This window comes from Streptomyces sp. NBC_00335 (assembly GCF_036127095.1).
GTDB lineage: Bacteria > Actinomycetota > Actinomycetes > Streptomycetales > Streptomycetaceae > Streptomyces.
The window spans coordinates 5,385,504-5,411,545 of sequence record NZ_CP108006.1; the positions used below are offsets into that span (position 1 = coordinate 5,385,504).

A 26,042-nucleotide genomic window follows, 5' to 3' on the forward strand; every position below is an offset into this window, starting at 1 on the left:
TCGCGTTTAGATGCGTGGGCTGAGTTTCTTATTGACGGGGGAGATGAAGACATGCCCGGTGGAGGTTTCGTCCGATTGCCAGGCGGCAGCGTGGTCGTCGCGCTCACGCTGCCCAGACCGTCCGTGGAAGGTGCCGTCAAGGGCGGCATCGAAGGCGGCACCGACGGTGGAAACGTCCGCGTGCTGGTGCACGCGGTGAACCGGGCCCGCGCCCTGACCAGGCTGCGGAACCTCGGACTGCGCGCCGTCTACCTGCGCGGCAACGCCCAGCCGCCCACCCCGGACGAGATCACGGCCGTCCTGCACCACCCCGACGGCCTGCTCTGGCGCTGCGCGCCGGACCGGGCGGCGGAGCTGTGGCACCCGATCAGGGCCCTGCTGGGGTGAGCGGGCGGGGCTGAGAGAGGGCTGAGCGAGGGCTGAGCCGCGGGCTGAGCGGCCCCGGAGGCGCCCCGCGGGTGCCCGGTGTCAGCCGGCCACCACCGGGGTCCCGCTCAGCTCCACACCGGCTTCCCGCAGCTCGGCCAGCGCGCGGGTCGTGGTGTGCGGGGCCACCCCGGCCGTCAGGTCCAGCAGGACGTGCGTACGGAACCCCGCGCGGGCCGCGTCCAGGGCGGTGGCCTTGACGCAGTGGTCGGTGGCGATGCCGACCACGTCGACCTCGGTGACGTGCCGGTCGCGCAGCCACTCCGTGAGCCCGCGGCCGTTCTCGTCCGCGCCCTCGAAGCCGCTGTACGCCGCTTCGTACGCGCCCTTGTCGAAGACGGCGGCCACGGCCCCCGAGGCGACGGCGGGCGCGAAGTTCGGGTGGAAGCCCACGCCCTCGGTCCCGGCGACGCAGTGCACCGGCCAGGAGGTCTCGTAGTCCGGCTGGGCCGGGGGGTGCGCGAAGTGGGACCCGGGGTCGATGTGGTGGTCGCGGGTGGCGACGACGTGCCGGTAGCCGGCGGTGGCCTGCCCGATGAGCTCGGTGATGGCGGCCGCGATGTCGGCTCCGCCGGTGACCGCGAGGCTGCCGCCCTCGCAGAAGTCGTTCTGTACGTCGACGACGATCAGTGCGCGGTGCATGTCCGGTGCCCTTCGGCTTGGTGTGTGGTGGCGGGTGCTGGGCGGGAGACCCTGCGGGGGCTCTTCCCCCACCCCGCCCCTTCCCGAAACTGGGGGCTCCGCCCCCAGCCCCCCTCTGCGGGCGCCGACGCGCCCGCGCGTCCGGGCTGACGCCGGCCGAATCCAGCCCCACCGGCGTGTGAGGCGCGGGGTCTACACGTACTCGGTCGGGATCACGGCCTCGCCGCGCGACAGCTGCGTGGCGGAGAGCGGCAGGCCCGTCAGGGCCTCGCGGTGGCGGTCGCGGGCCGCCTCCAGGGACTCCCGGGCCACGACCTCGCCGCCCTTGACCAGCTCCACCAGGAGCTGCTTGTCCGCCAAGGCGGCCGGCACCGGCCCGGTCCCGAGGACCTCCGCCTCCGCGACCCCCTCGGAGTCGACCCGGCGGGCAGCCCACTTGCGCCCCCCGACGGAGGTCTTGCCGCCGGAGGACTTCTTCGCGACCGACACCAGCGGCGCCTTCGGATCGGCCGAGGCCGCCCGCGCCACCAGCTTGTAGACCATCGAGCACGTCGGGTGCCCGCTGCCCGTCACCAGCTGGGTGCCGACCCCGTACGCGTCCACCGGCGCGGCCGCCAGCGAGGCGATCGCGTACTCGTCGAGGTCCGAGGTCACCACGATCTTCGTCGCGGTCGCCCCCAGCTCGTCCAGCTGCTGCCGCACCCGGTGCGCGACCAGCAGCAGGTCCCCGGAGTCGATGCGGACGGCGCCCAGGTCCGTCCCGGCGACCTCCACGGCCGTCCGGACCGCCTCCGCCACGTCGTAGGTGTCGACCAGCAGCGTGGTGCCGCGGCCCAGCGAGGCGACCTGCGCGGTGAAGGCGTCCCGCTCGCTGTCGTGCAGCAGGGTGAAGGCGTGCGCGCTCGTGCCGACCGTCGGGATCCCGTACCGGAAGCCGGCCGCGAGGTCCGAGGTCGAGGTGAAACCGCCGACGTACGCGGCGCGCGCCGAGGCGACGGCCGCCAGTTCGTGCGTGCGCCGGGCGCCCATCTCGATGAGCGGCCGGCCGCCGGCGGCCGAGGCCATCCGGGAGGCGGCCGCGGCGATCGCGGAGTCGTGGTTGAGGATCGACAGGATCACGGTCTCCAGCAGCACGCACTCGGCGAAGCTGCCCTCGACGCGCAGGACCGGCGAGCCGGGGAAGTAGACCTCGCCCTCCGGGTAGCCCCAGACGTCGCCGGAGAAGCGGTAGGAGGCGAGCCAGTCCAGGGTGCGGGCGTCGACGACGTTCCGCTCGCGCAGGAACTCCAGTACGGCGCCGTCGAAGCGGAAGTTCTCCACCGCGTCGAGCACCCGGCCGGTCCCCGCGATCACTCCGTAGCGGCGCCCCTCGGGGAGCCGGCGGGTGAACACCTCGAAGACCGAGCGGCGGTCGGCCGTGCCGTTGGCCAGCGCGGCCTGCAACATCGTGAGCTCGTAATGGTCCGTGAAGAGCGCTGTCGACGGCACGTCCACCGGCAGGCCCAGGTCCGCAGGGTTCATGCGACGGATGCTAGCGCACATCTCGTCAAAGTGACGAGATGTAGGGGTCCGTTTGTGCGACGGGCCCCTGTCAGTGGCAGCATGGGACAAGTGAGTGTTGCTCCCATTGAGATCGAACGCACCGAATCGGCCGAAGAGACCTTCGCGGTCCCCGAACCCGACGTCCCGTGGGTGACCCTGGTGCACAACGACCCGGTCAACCTCATGAGCTACGTGACGTACGTGTTCCAGGCGTACTTCGGCTACTCCAAGGACAAGGCGAACAAGCTGATGATGGACGTCCACCACAAGGGTCGGGCGGTCGTCTCCAGCGGCAGCCGCGAGGAGATGGAACGGGACGTGCAGGCCATGCACGGCTACGGCCTCTGGGCGACCATGTCCCAGGACCGCAACTGATGGGCGGCGTGTTCGAGCCCCTGAAGGCCGGCGGGGCCGCCATCGCACTGGACGAGATCGAGATCTCGATCCTGCGCTCCCTGGCCGTGCAGCTGCTGGAGCTCATCGGTCCCGGCGACCCGGAGCCCGAGCCGGACGCCGACCCGCTGGCCGCGCTCTTCGCCTCCTCCGACGGCCCGACCGAGCCCCCCTCCGACCCGGCCCTGGCCCGGCTCTTCCCCGACGCCTACGGCGGCCCGGAGACCCCGGCGAACGCCGACACCGAGGAGCTGCGGGCCCACTCGGCCGAGTTCCGCCGCTTCACCGAGAACGACCTGCGCACCCGCAAGCGGGAGGACGCGCTGGCCGTCGTACGCAGCCTGGACGGGCTCAGCCCGGCCGGCGACGGGGCGGCCGTCCTGGAGGTCGACGGGGAGGTGCGGCTGCGCTGGCTGGGCGCCCTGAACGACCTGCGGCTCACCATCGCGGCCCGCCTCGACATCACGGAGGACGACGAGAGCGCCGTGCTCTTCCGGCTCCCGGACGACGATCCGCGCAAGCCGATGGTGATGGCGTACCTCTGGCTCGGCGGTCTCCAGGAGACCCTCGTCGAGACGCTGAGCGACACCCTCTGAGCGGTGCTCCGCAGAACCCTCTGAAGATCCTCAAGCGGGTCGGCCGTTCGCTCAGCGGACGCTCAAATCCGGATAACGATCAGATCACCACGATGTGGTGATCTGATCCATTTCAGGACCTCTGTCCTGATTTTTTTATGCCCTGCGTCACATTTTCCACCCTCCTGCACCCGTAAGCACGTGATAAATCTTCACGACCGCCGAGGGGGCGCCACCCATGCCCCCCGGCCTGCTTGAACCGGCTGACCGCCGGGTGCAACTCCATCCGTATCCGGGGGGATCGAGGACCCGATCCGCTGCCAGTCATGGCGCGGGTCGGCGTGGAGAAAGGCGCACCAAGACATGACCTCCGTACAGGTCGACGAGCAGCAGCACGACACAACCGACGGCGACGGCTACCACCGCGCACTCGGCGCCCGCCAGATCCAGATGATCGCGATCGGCGGCGCCATCGGCACCGGCCTCTTCCTGGGCGCCGGCAAGGCCATCTCCAAGGCCGGCCCCAGCCTGATCCTGGCCTACGCCATCGCGGGCCTGGTCATCTTCTTCATCATGCGGGCCCTGGGCGAACTGCTCATGTACCGCCCGGTGTCCGGCTCCTTCTCGGACTACGCCCGGGAGTTCCTCGGCCCCTTCTGGGGTTACGTGACCGGCTGGACCTACTGGCTCTTCTGGGTGGTCACCGGCATCACCGAAGTCACCGCCGCGGCGCAGTACATGTCGTACTGGACCCATGACAGCTTCCCGCAATGGGCCTACGCGCTGATCTTCACGGTCATCCTCTACGGCGCCAACCTGATCTCCGTGAAGCTCTTCGGCGAGCTGGAGTTCTGGTTCTCCATGGTCAAGGTCACCGCCATCGTCGGCATGATCCTGATCTGCGCCGGCATCCTCACCATCGGCTTCTCCGACGCCGCGGACACCGCCACCGTCTCCAACCTGTGGAACGACGGCGGCTTCTTCCCCAAGGGCATCGGCGGCACGCTGATGACCCTGCAGATCGTCATGTTCGCCTTCCTCGCCGTCGAGCTGGTCGGCGTCACCGCCGGCGAGTCCAAGGACCCCGAGAAGACCCTGCCCAAGGCCATCAACACCGTGCCGTGGCGCATCGCCGTCTTCTACGTCGGCGCGCTGATCATGATCCTGTCGGTCGTCCCGTGGCACGAGTTCCAGCCCGGCGTCAGCCCCTTCGTCGCCGCCTTCGAGAAGATGGGCCTCGGCGTCGGCGCCGCCATCGTCAACTTCGTCGTCCTGACCGCGGCCCTGTCCTCCTGCAACTCGGGCATGTACTCCACCGGCCGCATGCTGCGCGACCTCGCCCTCAACGGCCAGGGCCCGAAGTTCTTCACCAAGCTCACCAAGAGCGGCACCCCGCTGATCGGCACCACCTTCTCGGCGGGCCTGATGCTCGTCGGCGTCTGGATCAACTACGTGGCCCCCGGCAAGGCCTTCGACTACGTCGTCTCCTTCGCCACCATCTCCGGCATGTGGGCCTGGATCATGATCCTGGTCTGCCAGATCCGCTACCGCGCCGCCTCCGACCGCGGCGACCTGCCCAAGTCCCCGTTCCGCGCCCCCGGCGCCCCGTTCACGAGCTACTTCGCCCTGGCCTTCATCGGCATGGTCATCGTGATGATGGGCGTCGACAAGGACGCCCGGGTCTCGCTCTACTGCGCCCCGCTGTGGGGTCTGCTGCTGGGCGTCTCCTACCTGGTGATGAAGTCCCGCGACCCGCGCGGCGCCGCCTTCACCAAGGCCTCGTAGGGGCCTTCCCGAACCGTGGGTCCCGGCCGCCTGTCACGGCCGGGAACCGCGCGGCTTTCCGGCGCGATCCCTTGCGCACAGGGGCTCGCGTCCACCATTCGGGCCCTCGCGTACCAGTCCTCGGTACGCGAGGGCCCGTCTGCTTATCCTGTCGCTCATGCTGACCATCACCCAGGCCCTCCACGACCAGATCGTCGCGCACGCCCGTCAGGACCACCCCGACGAGGCCTGCGGCGTGGTGGCCGGCCCGGCGGGCACGGACCGCCCGGAGCGGTTCGTACCGATGCTGAACGCGGCCCGTTCGCCCACGTTCTACGAGTTCGACTCGAAGGACCTGCTCAAGCTCTACCGCGACCTGGACGACCGGGACGAAGAACCCGTCATCGTCTACCACTCGCACACCGCGACCGAGGCCTACCCCTCGCGCACGGACGTCACGTACGCGAACGAGCCCGGCGCCCACTACGTGCTGGTCTCCACCGCCGACAAGGACGGCCTCGGGGACTTCCAGTTCCGGTCGTACCGGATCGTCGAAGGCGTGATCACGGAGGAAGAAGTGCAGGTCGTAGCGGCCTATTGAGGCACCGGCACAGGGCTACTTCTCAGTATGTGAGCGATATCCGTCCACGATGCGGGATCACACTCCAAACCAGGGACCGGGAATCGTTAACATGACCGCATGGTTTCCCACGACGTGAGCATCGAGACGCCCGGCAGGCTGCTGCTCGTGGCGCGGCTGCACGTCGACCTGTGCCGCCTCGCCAGCGCCATCTGTACTGCCGCCTGAGCCCCACCGGCCCCCTCGCGGGGCCGCACGCTCACGCCCGCTCCGCTTCGCCCGCCTTCCCTTCACCATCCTGACTGGAGCCCGCCATGGCCATCGAGGTCCGCATCCCCACCATCCTCCGCACCTACACCAACGGCGAGAAGGCCGTCACGGGCGCGGGTGCGACGCTCTCCGAGCTGTTCTCCGACCTGGAGACCCGCCACAAGGGCATCCAGGAGCGCATCATCGACGAGGCCAAGGGCGGCGAGCTGCGCCGCTTCGTCAACGTCTACCTCAACGACGAGGACGTCCGCTTCCTCGACGGCATCTCCACCGCGCTCAAGGACGGCGACAACGTCACCATCCTCCCGGCCGTAGCCGGCGGATCGAAGTAATGCGCTACGACTCCCCCCTGGCCGCGGTCGGCAACACGCCGCTGGTACGCCTGCCCCGGCTCTCGCCCTCGGACGACGTCCGCATCTGGGCGAAGCTGGAGGACCGCAACCCGACCGGCTCGATCAAGGACCGCCCCGCGCTCCACATGGTCGAGCAGGCCGAGAAGGACGGCCGGCTGTACCCCGGCTGCACGATCCTGGAGCCCACCTCGGGCAACACGGGCATCTCCCTCGCGATGGCCGCGAAGCTCAAGGGCTACAAGATCGTGTGCGTCATGCCGGAGAACACCTCTCAGGAACGGCGCGACCTGCTGGCCATGTGGGGAGCCGAGATCATCCCGTCGCCGGCGGCGGGCGGCTCGAACACGGCCGTCCGCGTCGCGAAGGAACTGGCGGAGCAGAACCCCTCCTGGGTGATGCTCTACCAGTACGGCAACCCCGACAACGCGGGCGCCCACTACGCCACGACCGGCCCGGAGATCCTCGCGGACCTCCCCTCGATCACCCACTTCGTGGCGGGCCTGGGCACCACCGGCACCCTCATGGGCGTGGGCCGCTACCTGCGCGAACACGTCCCCGGCGTCAAGATCGTCGCGGCGGAACCGCGCTACGACGACCTCGTCTACGGCCTGCGCAACCTCGACGAGGGCTTCGTCCCCGAGCTCTATGACGCCTCGGTCCTGACGACCCGCTTCTCGGTCGGCTCGGCGGACGCGGTCACCCGCACCCGCGAGCTCCTCCAGCAGGAGGGCATCTTCGCGGGCGTCTCCACGGGCGCGGCCCTGCACGCGGCGATCGGCGTAGGCCGCAAGGCTGTCGCGGCGGGCGAGACGGCCGACATCGTCTTCGTCGTGGCCGACGGCGGCTGGAAGTACCTCTCGACGGGCGTCTACACGGCGGCCACCACGGAAGAAGCCATCGAAGTCCTCCAGGGCCAACTCTGGGCGTAGCCCCCGACGGCGGAGGCGATCCGACTCCACCCCGGCCCCGCTGGCCCGGGTGCCGCTGCACGGCGAGGAGTCCCGGGTGCGGCGCCGTTGCCGGGGGCCAGCCCCCGGACCCCTGCTCCTCAAACGCCGGAGGGGCTGGATTCTGCCCGGTCGGGGCTGGATTGCCCGCAGGGCAATTCCAGCCCCGACGGCGTTTGAGGAGCAGGGGTCCGGGGCGGAGCCAGGGGGTCCGGGCGCAGCCCGGGCCCCTTTCCTTCAGCCCGTCCGGCGTGTGCGGACCGGGGTCAGGGCGGAGCCCTGCGCCACACCCAGCCCCGCCGGCGTTTGAGGCGCGGGTCCGGGCAGAGCCCGGGGAACGGTGGAAGGGCGGGTAGGGGACTTCGCCCCGCAAGGCCGACCCACCCGCACCCGCCCACCGGCCCCGCCCCGGGACGGCAGTGGCGGGCACGCCGACCAACCACCGCCGGACGGAGTCCGGCGCAGCGGCGCGAAGCCGGTAAGGCCCGCCAGGGCCGCACCGCGCGAGCGGCGCGTCAAGAAGGGGCCCGCTTCAGCCGGACGACCCGGGTCCTCCCAGCCCCCCGAGCCCCTTCACCTCGTCCCACACCGCCGGATCCACCTTCCCCAGCGGCCGTGCCCGCGCGAACTCCCATACCGACACCTCCACGACCCGGTCCGCCTCCAGGAACCCGCCCCGCGCCCCCACCACCCCCGGCGGCAGCGGGATCACCCCGGCGCTCCGGTCGTCGTACTTCCCGGTGATCCTCGCGATCCGCGCCCGGTGGCCCCGTACGCCCAGCACCAGGACGGGGCGTCCGTCCTCCAGGGACCACAGCTCACCGGCCTCGGGCCGCGGCAGCGGTCCCGGTCCGTGCGGCGGATCGGCGGCCCGCCGTACCCGCCGGGGGAGGAGCACCAGCAGGATCACGACCACCACCGCGGCGACCGCCGGCCACCAGGACGTGTCCATACTCCGACCGTAGTCCTGCCCGGCGCCCCCGGCATGGCGGCAGCACCCCGGCGGCCGCACCGCAACACCATGCCGAACGGCAACCCGAGTCCGCCCCGTCGCTCCCCCGGGTGACAGCTCAGGTGATTCGCCCCACAACGGCCTGCCGCGGAGGAGCGACCGGGCGTTTCGCGCCTTACGCTCGACCCACGCACGGCCCGCATTCCGTCCACGGACCGTCCACGGAGGTTCACGCTCCATGAAGCTCACCGTCGTCGGCTGTTCGGGCTCGTTCCCGTCCGCGGAATCGGCCTGTTCGAGCTACCTCGTCGAGGCCGACGGCTTCCGGCTGCTCCTCGACATGGGCAACGGCTCCCTCGGCGAGCTCCAGCGGCACATCGGGCTCTACGATCTCGACGCGATCTTCCTCAGCCACCTGCACGCCGATCACTGCATCGACATGTGCGCCTACTTCGTCGCCCGCTTCTACCGCCACGAGGGCGGCCGCTGCGGAACCATCCCCGTCTACGGCCCCGAGGGCACCGAGAAGCGCCTCTCCACCGCCTACGAGGACGTCCCCGACGAGCGTTCCATGAGCGAGGTCTTCGACTTCCGGACCCTGAAGTCCGGCACCTTCGAGATCGGCCCGTTCCAGGTCCGCACCGAGAAGGTCTGCCATCCCGTCGAGTCCTACGGGATCCGCGTCGAGCACGGCGGCCGCTCGCTCACGTACTCCGGCGACACCGGCGTCTGCCCCGAGCTGGGCCTGCTCACCGAGGACACCGACCTGTTCCTGTGCGAGGCCTCCTTCACGCACGGCAAGGAGGACATCCCGGACCTCCACCTCAACGGCCGCGAGGCCGGCGAGTTTGCCCGCGCCGGCCGCGCCGGGCGGCTCGTCCTGACGCACATCCCGCCGTGGACCGACGCCGAACGCAACCTGGCCGACGCCCGCGCGGTCTACGACGGCCCGGTGGAGCTGGCGTACACGGGCGCGGTGTACGAGGTCTAGCCGACGCTCCACGACGAAGCCCCCGCCCTCCCTTCCGGGAGAGCGGGGGCTTTCGCGTGGTGTGGGGCGGGAGACCTACTTGGCCTCGGCCTTCTCCATCTCGGCGAGCTCCTCGTCGGACTCGCGGCCCGGCGTCGGAAGGTTGAACTTGGTGATCGCGAAGCGGAAGCCGAAGTAGTAGACCGCCGCGAAGACCAGGCCGATCGGAAGGATCAGCCAGGGCGAGGTGGCCTTGTTCCAGCCGAGGCCGAGGTCGATCAGGCCGGCGGAGAAGGTGAAGCCGGCGTGGACCCCGAGTGCCCAGGTGACGGCCATGGACACGGCCGTCAGCACCGCGTGGATGGCGTACAGCACCGGCGCGATGAACATGAAGGAGAACTCGATCGGCTCGGTGACACCCGTGACGAACGAGGTGAGGGCGAGCGAGACCATCATGCCGGTGACCGCCTTGCGGCGCTCCGGACGGGCGCTGTGGGCGATGGCCAGGGCGGCGGCCGGGAGGCCGAACATCATGATCGGGAAGAAGCCGGTCATGAACATGCCCGCGTCCGGGTCACCGGCGAAGAAGCGGGTGAGGTCACCGTGGACGACCGCGCCGGTGGCGTCGGTGAAGTCACCGATCTGGAACCAGGCGACGGCGTTGACGAACTGGTGCATGCCGATCGGGATCAGCGCGCGGTTGATGAGGCCGAAGAGGCCGGCGCCGACGGAGCCGAGGCCCGTCATCCACTCGCCGAAGTTGGAGATGACCTCGCCGATCGGCTCCCAGGCCAGACCGAAGAAGACACCGACGAGGACGCCGACGAAGGCCATGATGATCGGGACCAGGCGGCGGCCGTTGAAGAAGCCGAGCCAGTCCACGAGCTTGGTGCGGTGGTAGCGCTGCCACAGGACCGCGGCGAGCAGACCCATGATGATGCCGCCGAGGACACCCGGGTTGTTGTACGTCGCGGCGACGTCCACACCCTTGTTCTCGGTGGTGTTGACGATCGCCTCGGTCACCGGGAACGCGGTGAGCACGTTCTTGTAGACGAGGAAGCCGACGAGGGCCGCGAGGGCGGTGGAGCCGTCGGCCTTCTTGGCGAAGCCGATCGCGACACCGATGCAGAAGAGCAGCGGCAGGTTGGCGAAGACGGCGTCACCGGCGGTGGCGAACACCGTGGCGACCTTGCCCCAGCCGAGGCCGTCCTTGCCGAAGACGTCGGGCTGGCCGAGGCGCAGCAGGATACCTGCGGCCGGCAGGACGGCGATCGGCAGCTGAAGGCTGCGGCCGACCTTCTGCAGACCCTGGATCAGGCCGGAGCCCCGCTTCTTGGCGGGAGCGGCGGTGGCCGTACTCATCAACTTCCTCCAGTGGACAAGACGCTGCCTGGGGACATGGAAAAGGGGGGTGGCGGCGTCTCAAGGAAAGGGGAGGACCCCGGGCCGAAAGGCCTACGTGGTCTACACCACTCAGTGGTGTAGACCAGTTGTAGCACGGTGAGGTCCGCGTAAGGAACCCACCAATTCCGTGGTGGAAGACACACCGGGACATACATGGCAAAGGCCTCCGGACCCTGTGGGTCCGGAGGCCTTCGTCTCGTATGTGGCTGTTCTGACCAGGGCTTATGGCATCGCCCCGGGGGGCTTTCGGTGGCCCCCGAGAGGACGTTCGAGAGTCCCCGGGAGGGGCCCTCAGCGGGTCCGGGCGGGACCTTCGCCGGGGTTCAGGGGTGCTCCGGACCCCTTCCGGACCGCGCCGCGCAAGGGCCGGAAGTCCCTGCGGGGCTCACGCCTTGGTGTTCTCCGCCTGCATCACCGCGATCTCCTCGTCCGACTCCCGGCCGGGCGTCTTGATGTCCCACTTGGTGATCGCGAAGCGGAAGATGCCGTAGTAGACGACCGCGAAGCAGAGGCCGATCGGAATGATCAGCCAGGGCTTCGTCGCCAGGCTCCAGTTGATGCCGTAGTCGATCAGGCCGGCCGAGAAGCTGAAGCCGTCCTTGACCCCGAACGCCCAGGTCACCGCCATCGACACACCCGTGAGCACGGCGTGCACCGCGTACAGCATCGGCGCCAGGAAGAGGAACGAGTACTCCAGCGGCTCCGTGATGCCGGTGACGAAGGAGGTCAGGCCCACCGACAGCATCAGACCGCCGACCTCCTTGCGCCGGGCAGGCTTCGCGCAGTGTGTGATCGCCAGCGCCGCCGCCGGGAGGGCGAACATCATGATCGGGAAGAAGCCCGTGAGGAACTGGCCGGCGTTCGGGTCTCCCGCCAGGAACATCGGGATGTCACCGTGGACCGTCTGCCCGTCCGGCTTGGTGTAGCTGCCGAACTGGAACCACACCGGCACGTTCAGGAACTGGTGCAGGCCGATCACCAGCAGCGCGCGGTTCGCGACGCCGAAGATGCCGGCGCCCAACGACCCCAGGCTGATCAGCCAGTCCGAGAAGCTCTCCAGCGCGTCGCCGATCGGCGGCCAGATCAACAGACAGAGGACGGCGAAGGCGATCGCCACGAAGGTCATGATGATCGGGACCAGGCGGCGGCCGTTGAAGAAGCCGAGCCAGTCCACCAGCTTGACGCGGTGGAAGCGCTGCCAGAACCAGGCGGCCAGCAGGCCCATGACGATGCCGCCGAACACCCCCGGGTTCTGGAAGGTGTACTCGGCGAAGGTCTGGTCGGGCCCCAGGCAGCCACCGCCGATGTCCTTCGTCCCCGTCGGGCAGTCCTTGGGGAAGACGCGCAGCACGCTGCGGTAGACGAGGAAGCCGACCACCGCCGCGAGCGCGGTCGAACCGTCCGCCTTCTTGGCCATGCCGATCGCGACGCCGATGCAGAAGAGCAGGGGCAGGCCGAGGTCGGCGTTGAGCAGGGCGCCGCCCGCGGCGGCCATGACCTTGGCGACGGTCGTCCAGCCCAGGCCGTCCTTGCCGAGGAAGTCGTCCTGGCCGAACCGATTCAGGATGCCGGCCGCCGGCAGTACGGCGATCGGCAGCTGAAGGCTCCGGCCCATCTTCTGCAGCCCTTGGAACAAGCCGTTCCACCACTTCGGCTGTGGCACTGCTGCGGCGCTGCTCGCGCTCATCCGCGTCCTCCCTGACCGGCCCGTTTTTGGCAGTCGCGACACTTGCGGCACACTGGTGTAGACCACTCGTGTTGCGATCGCATTTCACCCGCCTCAGGGCAGGTTGGTGCTGATCGTCATCATTCGGCAGATACCGGGCATGTGCCCGCGTAGCTGGGCCAATCGTGGGCTACCGTGACGAAGCGGACCGCCTTGGTTGGTCGGTCGGTCGGGCGGCAGGCGTACCCACAGGCGCCGGACGCCGGATGTCAGTCGGACTCGTTCTTCGTAGAACTCAGGGAGAAACACATGGCCACCAAGGCTGAGAAGATCGTCGCCGGGCTCGGCGGCATCGAGAACATCGAAGAGGTCGAGGGCTGCATCACCCGCCTGCGCACCGAGGTCATCGACCCGAGCAAGGTCGACGAGGCCGCACTGAAGGCCGCCGGCGCCCACGGCGTCGTCAAGATGGGCACCGCGATCCAGGTCGTCATCGGCACCGACGCCGACCCGATCGCCGCCGACATCGAAGACATGATGTGAGCTGAGCCCACCGGCTCCCGCGCGCGCCCCGCGCGCACCCGTACGTACGACAGGACCCCGACCGGACGCACCCGGACGGGGTCTTCTCGTTCCCGTGCACCGGCTAGGCTCGGTGCCATGTCTCGCATCGACGGCCGTACGCCCGAACAGCTCCGCCCGGTCACCATCGAGCGCGGATGGAGCAAGCACGCAGAGGGCTCCGTCCTCGTCTCCTTCGGAGACACCAAGGTCTTCTGCACCGCCTCCTTCAGCGAAGGCGTCCCGCGCTGGCGCAAGGGCAGCGGCGAAGGCTGGGTCACCTCCGAGTACTCGATGCTGCCCCGCGCCACGAACACCCGCGGCGACCGCGAATCCGTACGCGGCAAGATCGGCGGCCGCACCCACGAGATCTCCCGCCTGATCGGCCGCTCGCTGCGCGCCGTCATCGACTACAAGGCCCTCGGCGAGAACACCATCGTCCTGGACTGCGACGTCCTCCAGGCCGACGGCGGCACCCGCACCGCGGCCATCACCGGCGCCTACGTGGCCCTGGCCGACGCCATCTCCTGGGGCCAGGGCAAGAAGCTCATCAAGGCCGGCCGCAAGCCCCTGACCGGCACCGTCGCGGCCGTCAGCGTCGGCATCGTCGACGGCGTCCCGCTCCTCGACCTCTGCTACGAGGAAGACGTGCGCGCCGAGACGGACATGAACGTGGTCTGCACCGGCGACGGCCGCTTCGTCGAGGTCCAGGGCACGGCCGAGGGCGAGCCCTTCGACCGCAAGGAACTCAACGCCCTCCTCGATCTGGCCGCCGGCGGCTGCGCCGACCTGGAAGCCCTCCAGCTCGGCGCCCTGGAGCTCACGCTCTAGGACTACTGGCAACCGCGCGGCCCGTCCGTGCGTCTCTCGGGGTACGGGTGCACGGCGTCGAAGCCGTGCGCCCGTCCACGTACCTGCATGTTGTGCATCCGCACCATCCTCCTGGGGGCCGAAGTGAAGTCGAAGCACCGCCTGGCAGCCATCGCTCTGACGGCAGCGCTCGCCATACCCGCGATCACCTCCTGCGACGCGATCTCGACCGCGATGGACTGCGCGAGCACGGCGGTCGCCATCACGGACGGCGCCAACGACCTCCAGCAGGCCGTCTCGCAGGCCGGCAACAGCCCGCAGGACGCCCAGAACGCGCTCAACGCGATCGAGGCCAACCTGAAGAAGGTCGGCGACCAGACGGACAACGCCGACCTGAGCAAGGCCATTTCCTCGATGAACACGGCCGTCCAGAACGTCCGCACCTCCATCGAGAGCGGCACCACGACCCCCGACGTCACGCCGGTCGCGGACGCGGCGAAGGAAATCTCGAAGGTCTGCACCCCGGGCTGAGCCCGCGTCCCGGAGGCCGGCGGGCGGCCCGGATAATGGCCGTATGACCTCCACGCAGCCCAGCCGCCTGATCCTCGCCACGCGCAACGCGGGCAAGGTCACGGAGCTCCACGCCATCCTGTCCGCCGCCGGCCTGCCGCACGAGCTGGTCGGCGCGGACGCGTACCCGGAGATCCCGGACGTCAAGGAAACCGGCGTCACCTTCGCCGAGAACGCCCTCCTCAAGGCCCACGCCCTGGCCCAGGCCACCGGCCTGCCGGCCGTCGCGGACGACTCGGGCCTCTGCGTGGACGTCCTGAACGGCGCCCCGGGCATCTTCTCGGCCCGCTGGGCCGGCTCCCACGGCGACGATGCCGCCAACCTGGCGCTCCTCCTGGCCCAACTCGGCGACATCGACGACGCCCACCGCGGCGCCCACTTCTTCTGCGCGGCCGCCCTCGCCCTCCCCGACGGCACGGAGCGCGTGGTCGAAGGCCGCCTCCTGGGCACCCTGCGCCACACCCCGTCGGGCACGGGCGGCTTCGGCTACGACCCGATCCTCCAGCCCCTGGGCGAGTCCCGCACCTGCGCGGAACTCACCCCGTCGGAAAAGAACGCCATCTCCCACCGAGGCCAGGCCTTCCGCGCCCTGGTCCCGGTGGTCAGGGAACTGCTGGGCTGACGCCGCCCGGACAACGCCGAAGGCCCCTACGCGGCTGCGTAGGGGCCTTCGTGTAGGTGCGGTCGGAGGGACTCGAACCCTCAAGGGATTTCTCCCACAACTACCTAAAAGTTGCGTGTAGGCCAATTCCACCACGACCGCGACTAACCGGTCAATTCGGGCATCAGGCTTGGCCGGCTGCGGCTAGTGTACGACTGCCTGGCTCCGGCGGGCGACAGCATTGCGGCCACGGCCCCCGCGGCACCAGGTGTCGGTCAGCGCATGGCAGTTGGGGCACAGGTAGCGGAGGTTTTCGCGCCGGTTGTCGCGCCAGTCCCCGTTGATGTGGTCGATGTGGAGCGTGATCGGCTGCCCTAGCCATTCGCCAGGGTTCCCGCAGTTCGCGCAGGTGCACGGAACTCCGACCTCCTGGAGTGCGCGGTGGAGGCGGGGTCGGTTGAGCCGGGCGGACCCCTCTGGGAGGACGTTGAGGGTGTCGGGTGCGACGGCTCTCGGTGTCACCACTATGCCGGACGCCCAGGGGCGCCGCTTGAAGTGATCGACGTCGAGCCCGAGTTGGGCGACGCGTCGGCGTACCCTGCGGTGATTGACGTCGTTGACTTCGAGACCGAGGGTGCGCATGAGGTCCGCGTAGCTGTCCGCCTTCGGCGTGGCGGAGCGCAGGAGTTCCTCGGGAATGGTCAGCCGGGAGTTGCGGAAATGTGTGGTGTCGATGCCGTAGGCCCGGAGCATTCTCCCGAGAACGGATCGGGACCGGCTGTCGTCGGCGATGCCCAGTGCGCGAGCCGTCCCGCGGGTGCTGTCAGCGACGGCAGCCGCTTCGGCGATCTCTGTGGAGGTGAACGGCAGCTCGATCACCTCACGCCTCATGCCTACGAAGTGGCTCGTGTCGATGCCCGCTGCCGTCATGCGTCGGACGATGTGCGACAGGGCGCCGGTGGCAGGGCGTATGCCGAGCTTGAGGGCCACCTCGCGCAGTGTGCTGGATGACGCGGCGGCCGCTGCTATCGCCTCGTCCGGGTACTTGCGCCACGGGCTGCGCTTCGTGAAGTGGCTGCTATCGATCCCGAAGAGGGCGACTCTCTCTTGGAGCATGCGGCGCTGCCCGCCGCTCTCCTTGAGGTGGAGTCGCCGCATCAGGTCGGCCCAGCCCTTCGAGTCGGCGACGGCGGCGGTCAGTGTGTCTCGGTCGTACGGGTCGGCCATGGTCCCCTCCGGTTCGGCCGCGCGTTCGCAGCCTCGTACGGAGCAACGGACCGATAGTCGGACAGTTACGGCTGGATTCGTCCGACAAGCAGCGCGGCCCGCACCGTTTGTGGGGTGCGGGCCGTTCCGGAAGCAGGGGGCGTGTCAGATGCCCAGGTCCTTGATGATCTTGGCTACGTGGCCCGTGGCCTTGACGTTGTAGAGGGCGCGTTCGACCTTGCCCTCCTCGTCGACGATCACCGTGGAGCGGATGACCCCGGTGACGGTCTTGCCGTACAGCTTCTTCTCGCCGTACGCGCCGTACGCCGTCAGGGTCTCCTTCTCCGGGTCGCTGACCAGGGTGACCTTCAGGTGCTCCTGCTCGCGGAACTTCGCCAGCTTCTCCGGCTTGTCCGGGGAGACGCCGATGACGTCGTAGCCGGCCGTGGCCAGGACGGCCAGGTTGTCCGTGAAGTCGCAGGCCTGCTTGGTGCAGCCCGGCGTCAGGGCGGTCGGGTAGAAGTACACGATGACTTTGCGGCCCTTGTGGTCGGCGAGCGAGATCTCGTTGCCGTCCGCGTCGGGCAGGGTGAAGGCGGGGGCGATGTCGCCCGGCTCAAGTCGCTCGCTCATTCTCAACAGTCTCCTCAAGAGGGGATCGGTACGGTGTCGAGACTAAGCTGCTGACAGACTGTTCATGGTGGGCTACACCCGCCGAGGGACCGACCACGACGACGGAGGCAGCGCGGTGCCGGAAGCCAGGACCCCCGCACAGATCGAGGCGGACATCGTCCGCCGCCGCGAGCAGCTCGCCGAGGCGCTCGACGAGATCGGGGTGCGCATGCACCCCAAGACGATCGTCGGGGACGCCAAGGCGAAGATGGTCAGCAACGTCGACCACGTCGTCGGCCGTGCGGTGGCGACCGTGAACCGCCTCGTCACCGACGCCCGCGACGGACTGCGCCACGACGACGGCGCCCCGCGCGTCGAGCGGATCGTGCCGGTCGCGCTGCTCGCGGCCGGTGTCGTCGGCCTGCTGGTGATGTCGGCGCGACGAAAGCGCTGATGACCCTGGGGGGTGCGGGGCGGGTGTGGACGGGTAGGTTCGGGGCGTGAGCGAGAACACCACCACCCACGACAAGCTGCCCATCCGCATGCTGCACGACCGCGTGCTCGTGAAATCCGATTCGCCGGAGGGTGAGCGCCGCTCGGGCGGCGGCATCCTGATTCCGGCGACGGCCGCGGTGGGCAAGCGGCTGGCCTGGGCCGAGGTGGTCGCGGTCGGGCAGAACGTACGGACCGTCGAGCCGGGGGACCGGGTGCTGTACGACCCCGAGGAGCGGGCCGAGGTGGAGGTGCGCGGGGCGACGTACCTGCTGATGCGGGAGCGGGACCTGCACGCCGTGGCCGCCGAGCGGCTGGAGGGGTCGGAAGACTCCACGGGGCTCTATCTCTAGCCCCCAGAGATGTGGGAAAGGGCCGGTGACCCTCGTCACCGGCCCTTTTCGTTCGGTTTTGCTACGGTGGTGGGGAACCCCCGACGAGACGCGCCGTACCGGGTCGCCCTTGGCCAGTGGCCAGTGGCTGCATGACAAGACGACGCACCCCGTTCCGCTCTCGTTCCGGAGGTGCCTGTCATGGCCTGGGTTCTGCTTCTTCTCGCCGGTCTGCTCGAAGTCGGCTGGTCGATCGGTATGAAGTTCACCGAGGGGTTCACGCGGCTGTGGCCGAGCGTGTTCACCGGTGCCGGCATCGTGGCGAGCATGGTGCTGCTGTCGTACGCCGCCAAGACCCTGCCGATCGGTACGGCGTACGGCGTCTGGGTCGGCATCGGTGCGGCCGGGGCGGCGGTGCTCGGTATGGCGGTGCTGGGTGAGCCCGTCACCGCCGCCCGGATCTTCTTCATCTGTCTGCTGCTGGTCGCCGTGGTGGGGCTGAAGGCGACCTCCGGTCACTGAGGGGTGACCGGGGAGCTACTCCAGTAGGTCCGCCGGTGGGCGCAGGCCCTCGGTGGCGCCGCCTTGGGTGCCCGTCGTGGCGCCGCCGTCGGTCTCGCCTCCGGTGGTTTCGCCTCCGGTGGTCTGGCCGCCCGTGGTTTGCCCCCCGGTGGTCTGGCCCCCGGTGGTTTGGCCGCCCGTGGTCTGGCCCCCGTTCGTCTGACCCCCGTTCGTCTGGCCTCCCGTGTTCTGTCCGCCCGTCGTCTGGCCCCCGTTCGTCTGCCCGCCCGTCGACGGGGTCCGGGTCGGGCGGCCCGGCCGGCCGGTGGGGCGGTCGCCCGGGGTTTCCTCCTGGGAGGGGGTCGGGTCCGTGTTCACGGGCGGGGGCACAGGGGGCTGGTTCGCGCCCGGCATGAGTTCCAGGTCGAACTCCACGGGGTCGCTGTCCGCCAGGGCCGTCCTCGTGTACTGGGCCCAGATCCGGGCCGGGTAGCCGCCGCCCCCGATGCGGGCCTCGCCCAGGGCTCCGTAGAGGGATTCCAGGGAGCCGGTGTCCGGGTCCTGGCCCATCATCGACACGACGGTGACCAGGTTCGGGGTGTACGCCGCGAACCAGGCCGAGCGGTCCAGTTCGGCGGTGCCCGTCTTGCCGGCGGCCGGGTGGCCGGCGGCGAGCGCGGCGGTGCCGGTGCCGTTGTCCACGACGCTGACCAGCATGGACGTGGTGGTGTCGGCGGCTTCGCGGCTGACCGCCTGGGCGGGGTCGCGTGCCGGGAGCGCGATGGTGTCGCCCCCCTTGGTGATCTTCTCGACGAAGGTGTGCGGGGTGCGGCGGCCGTGGGCGGCGAGGGTCGCGTAGGCCTGGGTCATGTCCAGGACGCTGGCCTGCATGGTGCCCAGCGCCATGGCCGGTCCCGGGTCGAAGTTCGGGGTGTTCTCGGGGATGCCGAGGGCGATGGCGGTCTGCTTGACCTTGTCGGTGCCGACGTCGACGACCATCTGGGCGAAGACGGTGTTGACGGAGAGGTCGGTGGCGGTGTTGACGGTGATGTTCCCGTAGCTGACCTGCCCCTCGTTCTCCGGCGCGTAGGGGATGCGGGTGCCGACGACGCGCCGCTTGTTGTCGCCGTTGTAGATCGTGTACGGGGTGATCGTGCGGCCGTCCTGGGTGTGCGAGTCGTTCTGCACGGCGGAGGCGAAGACGAACGGCTTGAAGGTGGAGGCCACTTGGTAGTCGTGCCGGGTGGCGTTGTTGACGAACTGCTTGGTGTAGTCGATGCCGCCGTACATGGCGACGACCTTGCCGGTGCCCGGGTCGATGGAGACGGCTCCGGTGCGCACGACGCGGTCGGCCTTGCGCTGACCGGGGTCGAGCTTGCTGACCATCTTGTCGTTGACGGCGTCGACCATGGCGGTCTGGCGGGTCTTGTCGATGGTCGTGGTGATGCGGTAGCCGCCCTCGGCGAGGGTCTTGTCGTCGAGGATCTTGTTCGCGGCGATGTACTCCTTGATGGCCTCGACGAGGTAACCGCGCTGTCCGGAGAGGCCGGCGGCCGGGCGGACCTTGCCGGGCTCGGGGAACTGGGCGGCGGCGCGTTCGGCGGGGGTCATCCAGCCCTTCTTGACCATGCCGTCGAGCACGTAGTTCCAGCGGGCGAGGGCGCGGCCGCGGCTCTGGGGGTGGGCGACGACGTCGAAGGCACTGGGGGAGTTGAGGAGGGTGGCGAGGTAGGCGCCCTCGGTGGTGGTGAGCTTGCCGACGTCCTTGCCGTAGTAGGCCTGGGAGGCGGCCTGGATGCCGTAGGCGTTGCGGCCGAAGTAGCTGGTGTTCAGGTACCCCTCGAGGATGTAGTTCTTCGACTTCTCACGACCGAGCTTGATCGCGATGAAGAACTCCTTCACCTTCCGCTTGATCGTCTGTTCCTGGCCCAGGTAGTAGTTCTTGACGTACTGCTGGGTGATGGTCGATCCGGACTGGGTGCCCTTGCCGGTCGCGGTGTTCCAGGCGGCGCGCAGCATCGCGGCGGGGTCCACCGCCCGTTCGGAGTGGAAGTCGCGGTCCTCGGCGGCGAGTACGGCTTCCTGGACGGTGAGGGGGATCTGGGAGAGCGGCACGTTGACGCGGTTGACCTCGCCGTCCCGGGCGAGCTGGGTGCCGTCGGTGTAGAGGTAGACGTTGGACTGTGCCGTGGCTGCCGCGTTGGCGGGCGGGATGTGGACCAGCAGGTAGCCGGCCACGAGGGCGCCGCAGATGAGCAGGGCGAAGAGCAGGAACGCGCCCAGGAGCATGCGCCAGGTGGGGAGGAGGCGGCGCCAGCCGGTGCGCTTGCGCTTGGCCTTCCTGGCCGCTCTGGCTTGCTGTTTGTGTGCCTTCTTCGTGTCCTTGGCCGTGGGTGGTGGTCCGGGTTGCGGGGCCGCTCCGGCGCCGGTGGCCTGCTGCCCGTCGGGGGTGTCGGGGTCGCGAGGCGTCCATCCGGGCGGTGGTGACGGGTCGCTCATCTCCGGGACTCCTCGGCGCCGTACGAAATATCCACATCTGTACCTCATGCTGTCTACCCGATGGCCGCCGGTTCCGCTCCGGACGGGCGTAATTCGTTCGCGTGGATCGCCCCTCCGCACTAAGCTCGCGCGCTTTGGCCGACGTAGGAACGACGCAGCATCGATCCGGGAAACGGAGGGGATGAGGTGCGCCAGCCGATGGCCGGGCGAGCCGGGCTCTACGGGGCGGTCGCGGCCGGGGGCTTTCGCCGGTACGCCACGTACGGGACGGCCACCGCGGCGGGGGTGTTCACCAACACCGTGTTCGGTTTCATCCTGGCCTACACGTACATCGCCCTCTGGGACGAGCGGCCCGGTCTCGGCGGCTACGACCAGTCCGAGGCCCTGACGTTCATGTGGGTCAGTCAGGCGCTCCTCGCCGCGGGGGCGCTGATCGGCGGCGGCTTCCAGGAGGAGTTCCAAGAGCGCGTCCGTACGGGTGACATCGCCGTCGACCTGTACCGTCCGGCCGATCTCCAGGCGTGGTGGCTCGCGGGTGATCTGGGGCGGGCGGGGTTTCAACTCCTGGGCCGTGGCGTAGTGCCGCTGGTGATCGGCGGGCTCGCCTTCCAACTGGCGCTGCCCACCGCTCCGCTGCGCTGGCTGCTCTTTCTGGTGTCCGTGTTCCTCGGGCTGGTGGTGAGCTTCGCCCTGCGCTACCTGCTGGGGCTGGCGGCCTTCTGGCTGATGGACGGGGCCGGGATCAACATGATGGCCACGGTCGTCTCCATCTTCTTCTCCGGGATGCTGCTGCCGCTGACCGTGTTTCCGGGCGGCTTCGGGGAGTTCGTGCGCGTCCTGCCGTGGGCGGCGATGCTGCAGGTGCCGGTGGACGTGCTGCTCGGCGGGGGCGGCGGGGCCGGGCGTACGGCCGGGGCGCTGGGTTTCCAGGCCGCGTGGGCGGTGGTGCTGCTCGGGCTGGGCCGGCTGGTGCAGGCGGCGGCGACGCGGAAGGTGGTGGTCCAGGGTGGCTGAGCGCGTGGTGGAGGGCGGGTCCGGGGTGGCTTCACCGGCCGGACGGGCGGTGGATCCCGGGCTCCTGGTCCCGCGGCGCAGCCGGGTCCTGGAGGGGCTGCGCGGCTACGGGCTGATCGCCGCGATGTGGATCCGGTCGACGATGACGTACCGCACGTCCTTCTTCCTCTCGACCTTCGGCAACGCGGCCATCACGCTGCTGGACTTCGTCGCGATCATGATCATGTTCTCGCACGTCGACGAGCTGGGCGGCTTCTCACTGCCCGAGATCGCCCTGCTGTACGGGTCCTGCTCGGCCTCGCTGGGCCTGGCCGACCTGCTGCTCGGCAACACCGACCGGATCGGCTCCCGGATCCGTGACGGCTCCCTGGACACCATGCTGGTCCGCCCGGTCCCGGTGCTCGCCCAGGTCGCGGCGGACCGCTTCGCGCTGCGCCGACTGGGGCGGATCGCGCAGGGGATCGCGGTGCTGGGGTGGGCCGTATCCGAGCTGGACCAGCTGCACTGGACGGTCGGGAAGGTGCTGATGGTGCCCGTGATGATCACGGCCGGGGCGGCGATCTTCGGCGCGGTGATGGTGGCCGGGGCGGCCTTCCAGTTCCTCGCCGGGGACGCCGCGGAGGTGCAGAACAGCTTCACCTACGGCGGCTGCACCATGCTCCAGTACCCGCCGACCGTCTTCGCGAAGGACCTGCTGCGCGGGGTGACCTTCATCGTGCCGCTCGCCTTCGTCAACTGGCTGCCCGCGCTGTACGTGCTGGGCCGGCCCGATCCGCTGGGGCTGCCGGGGTGGGTGGCGTACGCGAGCCCGCTGGTGGCCTTCGTGGTGTTCCTTCCCGCGTCGCTGGCCTGGCGCGCGGGGGTCCGTTCGTACCGCAGTACGGGGAGCTAGTCGATGCCGGATTCGGATGCGCTGATTTCACTGCACGAGGTCGAGAAGGTCTTCGACGTACGGCGCCGGGTGGGCCTGGTGCGCCGGGAGAAGCGGCAGGTCAGGGCCGTGGACGGGATCAGCTTCGAGGTGGCCCGGGGCGAGATGGTCGGCTACATCGGGCCCAACGGCGCCGGCAAGTCGACCACGATCAAGATGCTGACCGGCATCCTCACGCCGAGCGGCGGCCGGCTGCGGGTCGCCGGCATCGACCCGGCGCGGGAGCGGATGCGCCTGGCGCACCGGATCGGCGTGGTGTTCGGGCAGCGCACGACGCTGTGGTGGGACCTGCCGCTGAAGGACTCGTACGCGCTGATGCGGCGGATGTACCGGATCCCGCCGGCGCGGTTCGCGCAGAACATGGAGCGCTGCGTGGACCGGCTCGACCTCGCCGAACTGCTCGACGTACCCGTACGGCAGCTGTCGCTGGGGCAGCGGATGCGCGGGGACATCGCGGCGGCGCTGCTGCACGACCCCGACGTGCTGTACCTGGACGAGCCGACGATCGGGCTGGACGTGGTGAGCAAGGCGAGCGTACGGGGCTTCCTGCGGCAGCTGAACGAGGAGCTCGGCACGACGGTGCTGCTGACCACGCACGATCTGCAGGACATCGAGCAGCTGTGCGAGCGGGTGATGGTGATCGACCACGGACGGCTGGTGTACGACGGCTCGCTGGGCGGGCTGCACACGGCGGGCGGCGCGGACGGTGCGGCGGCGAGCGAGCGGACGCTGGTGGTGGACCTGGAGCGGGAGCTTCCGCCGATCGAGGTGGCGGGGGCGCGGGTGGTGAAGGTGGAGGGCGCCCGGCAGTGGCTGGCGTTCCCGGCGCGTGCTTCGGCGGCTCCTCTGGTGGCGGCGGTGGCGGCGGAGTATCCGCTGCTGGACCTGTCGGTGCGGGAGCCGGACATCGAGGACGTGATCGCGCGGATGTACGCGGGGCGGGGGTAGGGGGCGGGGGGTAAATCAGGGACAACCCTGAGGAGGAGCGGGGTTCGGGCCGTACCGCTCTCCGGGGTGACTGCATAGGCTGGTCCGCATGAGTGACGAGCGGCCTGAGAAGTCGTTGCCCGAGAAGTCGCGGTCCGAGGAGCCTTCGTCCGCGGAGTCGTCGGGGCCGTCGTCGGCGCCGCTGCCGGAGCTGCGGGCTTCGGACGCCGACCGGGAGCGGGTCGTGGACCGGCTGCGGGACGCCGTCGCCGAGGGCCGGCTCGACATGGACGAGTTCGAGGAGCGGCTGGACGCGGCCTACCGGTCCCGTACGTACGCCGAGCTCGAACCGCTGACGCGGGATCTGCCCGCGCCCGGCGCGACGGCTCCGATCGCGGCCGCCCCGCTGACTCCGGTCGGGCTGACGAAGGCGGTGCCGGCGGGGTCGCAGGCCGCCTGGCCGACCCGGATCGTGGGCGGCGGCGGGGCGGCGGGCGGCCCCGCCATGGCGGTGGCGGTCATGTCGGGCTTCCAGCGCAAGGGCAACTGGACCGTGCCCGCCCGGTTCCACGCGGTGGCGTTCTGGGGCGGCGGCGAGCTGGACCTGCGCGAGGCGAACTTCGCGGAGCGGGAGGTGGTGATCAACTGCGTCGCCATCATGGGCGGCATCCAGATCATCGTGCCGCCGGGCGTCGAGCTCGACGTACGGGGCATCGGCGTGATGGGCGGCTTCGACCAGACCGACAGCCCCGGCCCGGTGGAGCCGGGGGCTCCGCGGGTGGTCGTGACGGGCCTCGCCTTCTGGGGCGGGGTCGAGGTGAAGGTGAAGCCGCCGAAGCAGCGGGCGGTCTCGAAGCAGAAGCCGCGCAAGGAGCTGTAGGGGGAGCTGTAGAAGGAGCTGTAGGGCGACGCGGTCACGGGGCTGCGGTCCACAGCCCGGGGGATCAGTACGGCGCGCCGGGAACTCCCCGGGCGCCCCGGGAGTCGGATGCTATGGAGTCGGACGCTTTGCGGACGAAACCGTCGCCCGGGGGAAGGCAGGAGCACGTGGAGCAGGGCAGCACGACGGCTACGGCGACGGAATCGTCACCACCGTCACCATCGTCACCATCCGCATCGACCGGAGCCGCCGCACGGGGCGGCTTCGTGTTCAGCGAGGCGGACGAGGAGCGCCGGCGCGGCGTCCGCCGGATGAAGCGGACCGCCACCGGCCTGCTGGTCCTGGTCGCGCTGATCTACGTGGCGGCGAAGTGGGCGGAGCACGCGGGCGCGGGCGGCTGGGCCGGGTACGTCGCGGCCGGGGCCGAGGCCGGCATGGTCGGCGCGCTCGCGGACTGGTTCGCCGTCACCGCCCTGTTCCGGCGGCCGCTCGGCCTGCCCATCCCGCACACCGCGATCATCCCGACGAAGAAGGACCAGCTCGGCGTCTCGCTCGGCGAGTTCGTCGGGGAGAACTTCCTCTCCGCCGACGTGGTGCGTACGAGGCTGCACGCCCTCGGCATCGGCGGCCGGCTCGGCGCCTGGCTGGCCGAGCCCGCACACGCCGACCGGGTCACGGCGGAGCTGGCCACCGCCCTGCGCGGGGCGCTGACGGTCCTGCGGGACTCCGATGTACAGGCCGTCGTGGGCGAGGCGATCACGCGGCGGGCCGAGACGGCGGAGATCGCGCCGGGGATCGGCAAGACGCTGGAGAAGGTCGTCGCGGACGGCGGCCACCGCCGGGTCGTGGACCTGGTGTGCGCGCGGGCGTACGACTGGCTGGTCACCCACGCCGAGTCGGTGGAGGCGGCGGTGCAGGGCGGGGCGCCCGGCTGGACCCCGAGGTTCGTGGACCGCAAGATCGGCGACCGCGTCTACAAGGAACTGCTCCGCTTCGTCCAGGAGATGCGGGACATGCCGGAGCACCCGGCGCGCGGGGCGGTGGACCGCTTCCTCGCGGACTTCGCGGCGGACCTCCAGTCGGACACGGAGACGCGGGCGCGGGTGGAGCGCCTGAAGTCGGAGATCTTGCAGCGCGAGGAGATCCAGGACGTGATCGCCTCCACCTGGACGGCGGTCCGCTCGATGATCATCTCGGCGGCGGAAGACGAGCGGAGCGCGCTGCGCCTGCGGGTCCGTTCCTCGCTGATGTCCCTGGGCGCCAGGCTGGCCACGGACGGTCGCCTCCAGGACAAGGTGGAGGGCTGGATCGAGGGCGCGGTGGTCTACGTGGTCACCACGTACCGCACGGAGATCACCTCGCTGATCACGGACACGGTGGCGGGCTGGGACGCGGAGCACACCTCGCGCAAGATCGAGGCCCACATCGGCCGCGACCTCCAGTTCATCCGCATCAACGGCACGGTGGTCGGCGCTTTGGCGGGCCTCCTGATCTACACGCTGTCGCGGGCGGTGGGCGGGTAGCGGCGGGTCAGCCGCGGTCGGCGACGGCCCAGGACGCGGCGGCCATGATGCCGGTGGCCCCGCCGGCCACGCACCTGCTAGTACAGATGTTCTCGTGTG

At 70.1% G+C, this 26,042-nt stretch carries 29 protein-coding genes, 1 tRNA gene and 1 riboswitch; of the genes, 21 read left to right on the forward strand and 9 right to left on the reverse strand.

Features of this window, described 5'->3' with window-relative positions; translation table 11 throughout:
* Window positions 1-51 precede the first annotated feature (51 nt).
* A complete protein-coding gene (locus OHA37_RS24200) occupies window positions 52-387 on the forward strand; it encodes a hypothetical protein (protein WP_266908431.1) in 336 nt (111 codons plus the stop codon).
* Between the two features lie 81 nt (window positions 388-468).
* Here the strand turns inward: OHA37_RS24200 and OHA37_RS24205 are convergent, their stop codons facing one another.
* On the reverse strand, window positions 469-1,068 hold the full coding sequence (locus OHA37_RS24205; protein WP_266908433.1) for a nicotinamidase: 600 nt from the start codon (window positions 1,066-1,068) through the stop codon (window positions 469-471).
* Window positions 1,069-1,260: 192 nt separating this feature from the next.
* Window positions 1,261-2,589 (reverse strand): nicotinate phosphoribosyltransferase, encoded by a 1,329-nt coding sequence (locus OHA37_RS24210; protein ID WP_266908435.1) that lies wholly within the window; start codon window positions 2,587-2,589, stop codon window positions 1,261-1,263.
* An 81-nt stretch (window positions 2,590-2,670) separates the two neighbouring features.
* Between OHA37_RS24210 and clpS the strand changes: the two genes are divergently transcribed.
* From clpS to OHA37_RS24245, 7 genes are all read left to right on the forward strand, one after another.
* Window positions 2,671-2,985 (forward strand): ATP-dependent Clp protease adapter ClpS, encoded by a 315-nt coding sequence (gene clpS / locus OHA37_RS24215; RefSeq protein WP_243337276.1) that lies wholly within the window; start codon window positions 2,671-2,673, stop codon window positions 2,983-2,985.
* Window positions 2,985-3,599, forward strand: coding sequence for a DUF2017 domain-containing protein (locus tag OHA37_RS24220; RefSeq protein WP_266908437.1), 615 nt, complete (start codon window positions 2,985-2,987; stop codon window positions 3,597-3,599). Before clpS ends, OHA37_RS24220 begins: the two co-directional genes overlap by 1 nt.
* 342 nt (window positions 3,600-3,941) lie before the next feature.
* Window positions 3,942-5,363 (forward strand): amino acid permease, encoded by a 1,422-nt coding sequence (locus OHA37_RS24225; protein WP_266908439.1) that lies wholly within the window; start codon window positions 3,942-3,944, stop codon window positions 5,361-5,363.
* 157 nt (window positions 5,364-5,520) lie between these two features.
* On the forward strand, window positions 5,521-5,943 hold the full coding sequence (locus tag OHA37_RS24230; protein WP_266908441.1) for a M67 family metallopeptidase: 423 nt from the start codon (window positions 5,521-5,523) through the stop codon (window positions 5,941-5,943).
* Window positions 5,944-6,042: 99 nt separating this feature from the next.
* A complete protein-coding gene (locus OHA37_RS24235) occupies window positions 6,043-6,150 on the forward strand; it encodes a putative leader peptide (protein ID WP_323182362.1) in 108 nt (35 codons plus the stop codon).
* Between the two features lie 86 nt (window positions 6,151-6,236).
* Complete coding sequence (locus tag OHA37_RS24240) at window positions 6,237-6,524, forward strand: MoaD/ThiS family protein (protein ID WP_254383264.1); 288 nt, start codon at window positions 6,237-6,239, stop codon at window positions 6,522-6,524.
* On the forward strand, window positions 6,524-7,474 hold the full coding sequence (locus OHA37_RS24245) for a PLP-dependent cysteine synthase family protein (protein WP_266908443.1): 951 nt from the start codon (window positions 6,524-6,526) through the stop codon (window positions 7,472-7,474). The genes OHA37_RS24240 and OHA37_RS24245 overlap by 1 nt, the downstream gene beginning before the upstream one ends.
* Window positions 7,475-8,024: 550 nt before the next feature.
* Here OHA37_RS24245 and OHA37_RS24250 read toward each other — a convergent pair.
* Window positions 8,025-8,444, reverse strand: coding sequence for a hypothetical protein (locus OHA37_RS24250; RefSeq protein WP_266908445.1), 420 nt, complete (start codon window positions 8,442-8,444; stop codon window positions 8,025-8,027).
* 238 nt (window positions 8,445-8,682) lie between these two features.
* Between OHA37_RS24250 and OHA37_RS24255 the strand changes: the two genes are divergently transcribed.
* Window positions 8,683-9,435, forward strand: coding sequence for an MBL fold metallo-hydrolase (locus tag OHA37_RS24255; protein WP_266908447.1), 753 nt, complete (start codon window positions 8,683-8,685; stop codon window positions 9,433-9,435).
* 75 nt (window positions 9,436-9,510) lie between these two features.
* On the opposite strand, the gene OHA37_RS24260 is transcribed toward OHA37_RS24255, so the two are convergent.
* Window positions 9,511-10,776 carry a PTS transporter subunit EIIC gene (locus tag OHA37_RS24260; RefSeq protein ID WP_266908449.1) on the reverse strand — a complete coding sequence of 422 codons (1,266 nt, stop codon included), beginning with the start codon at window positions 10,774-10,776 and terminating at the stop codon, window positions 9,511-9,513.
* Window positions 10,777-11,203: 427 nt separating this feature from the next.
* Complete coding sequence (locus OHA37_RS24265) at window positions 11,204-12,505, reverse strand: PTS transporter subunit EIIC (RefSeq protein ID WP_266908451.1); 1,302 nt, start codon at window positions 12,503-12,505, stop codon at window positions 11,204-11,206.
* A gap of 174 nt (window positions 12,506-12,679) precedes the next feature.
* On the opposite strand from OHA37_RS24265, the gene OHA37_RS24270 reads away from it, so the two are divergent.
* The 4 genes from OHA37_RS24270 (at window position 12,680) to rdgB (ending at window position 15,047) form a co-directional block, all read left to right on the forward strand.
* On the forward strand, window positions 12,680-13,027 hold the full coding sequence (locus OHA37_RS24270) for a PTS glucose/sucrose transporter subunit IIB (RefSeq protein WP_323182363.1): 348 nt from the start codon (window positions 12,680-12,682) through the stop codon (window positions 13,025-13,027).
* A gap of 117 nt (window positions 13,028-13,144) precedes the next feature.
* Complete coding sequence (rph, locus tag OHA37_RS24275; RefSeq protein WP_250741140.1) at window positions 13,145-13,876, forward strand: ribonuclease PH; 732 nt, start codon at window positions 13,145-13,147, stop codon at window positions 13,874-13,876.
* A 123-nt stretch (window positions 13,877-13,999) separates the two neighbouring features.
* Entirely contained in the window at window positions 14,000-14,386 is a 387-nt protein-coding gene (locus tag OHA37_RS24280) for a hypothetical protein (protein WP_266908455.1), read from the forward strand.
* 43 nt (window positions 14,387-14,429) lie between these two features.
* Complete coding sequence (gene rdgB, locus OHA37_RS24285) at window positions 14,430-15,047, forward strand: RdgB/HAM1 family non-canonical purine NTP pyrophosphatase (protein ID WP_266908457.1); 618 nt, start codon at window positions 14,430-14,432, stop codon at window positions 15,045-15,047.
* Window positions 15,048-15,104: 57 nt separating this feature from the next.
* Here rdgB and OHA37_RS24290 read toward each other — a convergent pair.
* The 3 genes from OHA37_RS24290 to bcp form a co-directional block, all read right to left on the reverse strand.
* Window positions 15,105-15,188, reverse strand: a tRNA-Leu gene (locus OHA37_RS24290).
* A 42-nt stretch (window positions 15,189-15,230) separates the two neighbouring features.
* Window positions 15,231-16,253, reverse strand: a complete 1,023-nt coding sequence (locus OHA37_RS24295) for an HNH endonuclease signature motif containing protein (RefSeq protein WP_266908459.1) — start codon at window positions 16,251-16,253, stop codon at window positions 15,231-15,233.
* A 144-nt stretch (window positions 16,254-16,397) separates the two neighbouring features.
* Window positions 16,398-16,865, reverse strand: coding sequence for a thioredoxin-dependent thiol peroxidase (gene bcp / locus OHA37_RS24300; protein WP_243337246.1), 468 nt, complete (start codon window positions 16,863-16,865; stop codon window positions 16,398-16,400).
* Between the two features lie 64 nt (window positions 16,866-16,929).
* Here bcp and OHA37_RS24305 point away from each other — a divergent pair, with 64 nt between their 5' ends.
* From OHA37_RS24305 to OHA37_RS24315, 3 genes are all read left to right on the forward strand, one after another.
* Window positions 16,930-17,298 (forward strand): DUF3618 domain-containing protein, encoded by a 369-nt coding sequence (locus OHA37_RS24305; RefSeq protein ID WP_266908462.1) that lies wholly within the window; start codon window positions 16,930-16,932, stop codon window positions 17,296-17,298.
* 46 nt (window positions 17,299-17,344) lie between these two features.
* The gene (locus OHA37_RS24310; RefSeq protein WP_243337241.1) at window positions 17,345-17,689 is read left to right on the forward strand and encodes a GroES family chaperonin; all 345 of its coding nucleotides are present in this window, start codon (window positions 17,345-17,347) and stop codon (window positions 17,687-17,689) included.
* Between the two features lie 55 nt (window positions 17,690-17,744).
* Window positions 17,745-17,838, forward strand: a riboswitch (guanidine-III (ykkC-III) riboswitch).
* Between the two features lie 31 nt (window positions 17,839-17,869).
* Window positions 17,870-18,190 carry a DMT family transporter gene (locus tag OHA37_RS24315; protein WP_030026576.1) on the forward strand — a complete coding sequence of 107 codons (321 nt, stop codon included), beginning with the start codon at window positions 17,870-17,872 and terminating at the stop codon, window positions 18,188-18,190.
* Window positions 18,191-18,205: 15 nt separating this feature from the next.
* Here OHA37_RS24315 and OHA37_RS24320 read toward each other — a convergent pair whose 3' ends face one another.
* Window positions 18,206-20,668 carry a transglycosylase domain-containing protein gene (locus OHA37_RS24320; RefSeq protein ID WP_266908464.1) on the reverse strand — a complete coding sequence of 821 codons (2,463 nt, stop codon included), beginning with the start codon at window positions 20,666-20,668 and terminating at the stop codon, window positions 18,206-18,208.
* 198 nt (window positions 20,669-20,866) lie between these two features.
* Between OHA37_RS24320 and OHA37_RS24325 the strand changes: the two genes are divergently transcribed.
* The 5 genes from OHA37_RS24325 (at window position 20,867) to OHA37_RS24345 (ending at window position 25,943) form a co-directional block, all read left to right on the forward strand.
* Window positions 20,867-21,682, forward strand: a complete 816-nt coding sequence (locus OHA37_RS24325; RefSeq protein WP_266908466.1) for an ABC transporter permease — start codon at window positions 20,867-20,869, stop codon at window positions 21,680-21,682.
* A complete protein-coding gene (locus tag OHA37_RS24330; RefSeq protein WP_443046209.1) occupies window positions 21,675-22,574 on the forward strand; it encodes an ABC transporter permease in 900 nt (299 codons plus the stop codon). Before OHA37_RS24325 ends, OHA37_RS24330 begins: the two co-directional genes overlap by 8 nt.
* A 3-nt stretch (window positions 22,575-22,577) precedes the next feature.
* Window positions 22,578-23,561: an ABC transporter ATP-binding protein gene (locus OHA37_RS24335; RefSeq protein WP_266908468.1), complete on the forward strand. Its 984-nt coding sequence runs from the start codon at window positions 22,578-22,580 to the stop codon at window positions 23,559-23,561.
* Window positions 23,562-23,649: 88 nt separating this feature from the next.
* Entirely contained in the window at window positions 23,650-24,420 is a 771-nt protein-coding gene (locus tag OHA37_RS24340) for a DUF1707 SHOCT-like domain-containing protein (protein WP_266908470.1), read from the forward strand.
* Window positions 24,421-24,731: 311 nt separating this feature from the next.
* Entirely contained in the window at window positions 24,732-25,943 is a 1,212-nt protein-coding gene (locus tag OHA37_RS24345; RefSeq protein WP_443046321.1) for a DUF445 domain-containing protein, read from the forward strand.
* Window positions 25,944-26,042 lie beyond the last annotated feature (99 nt).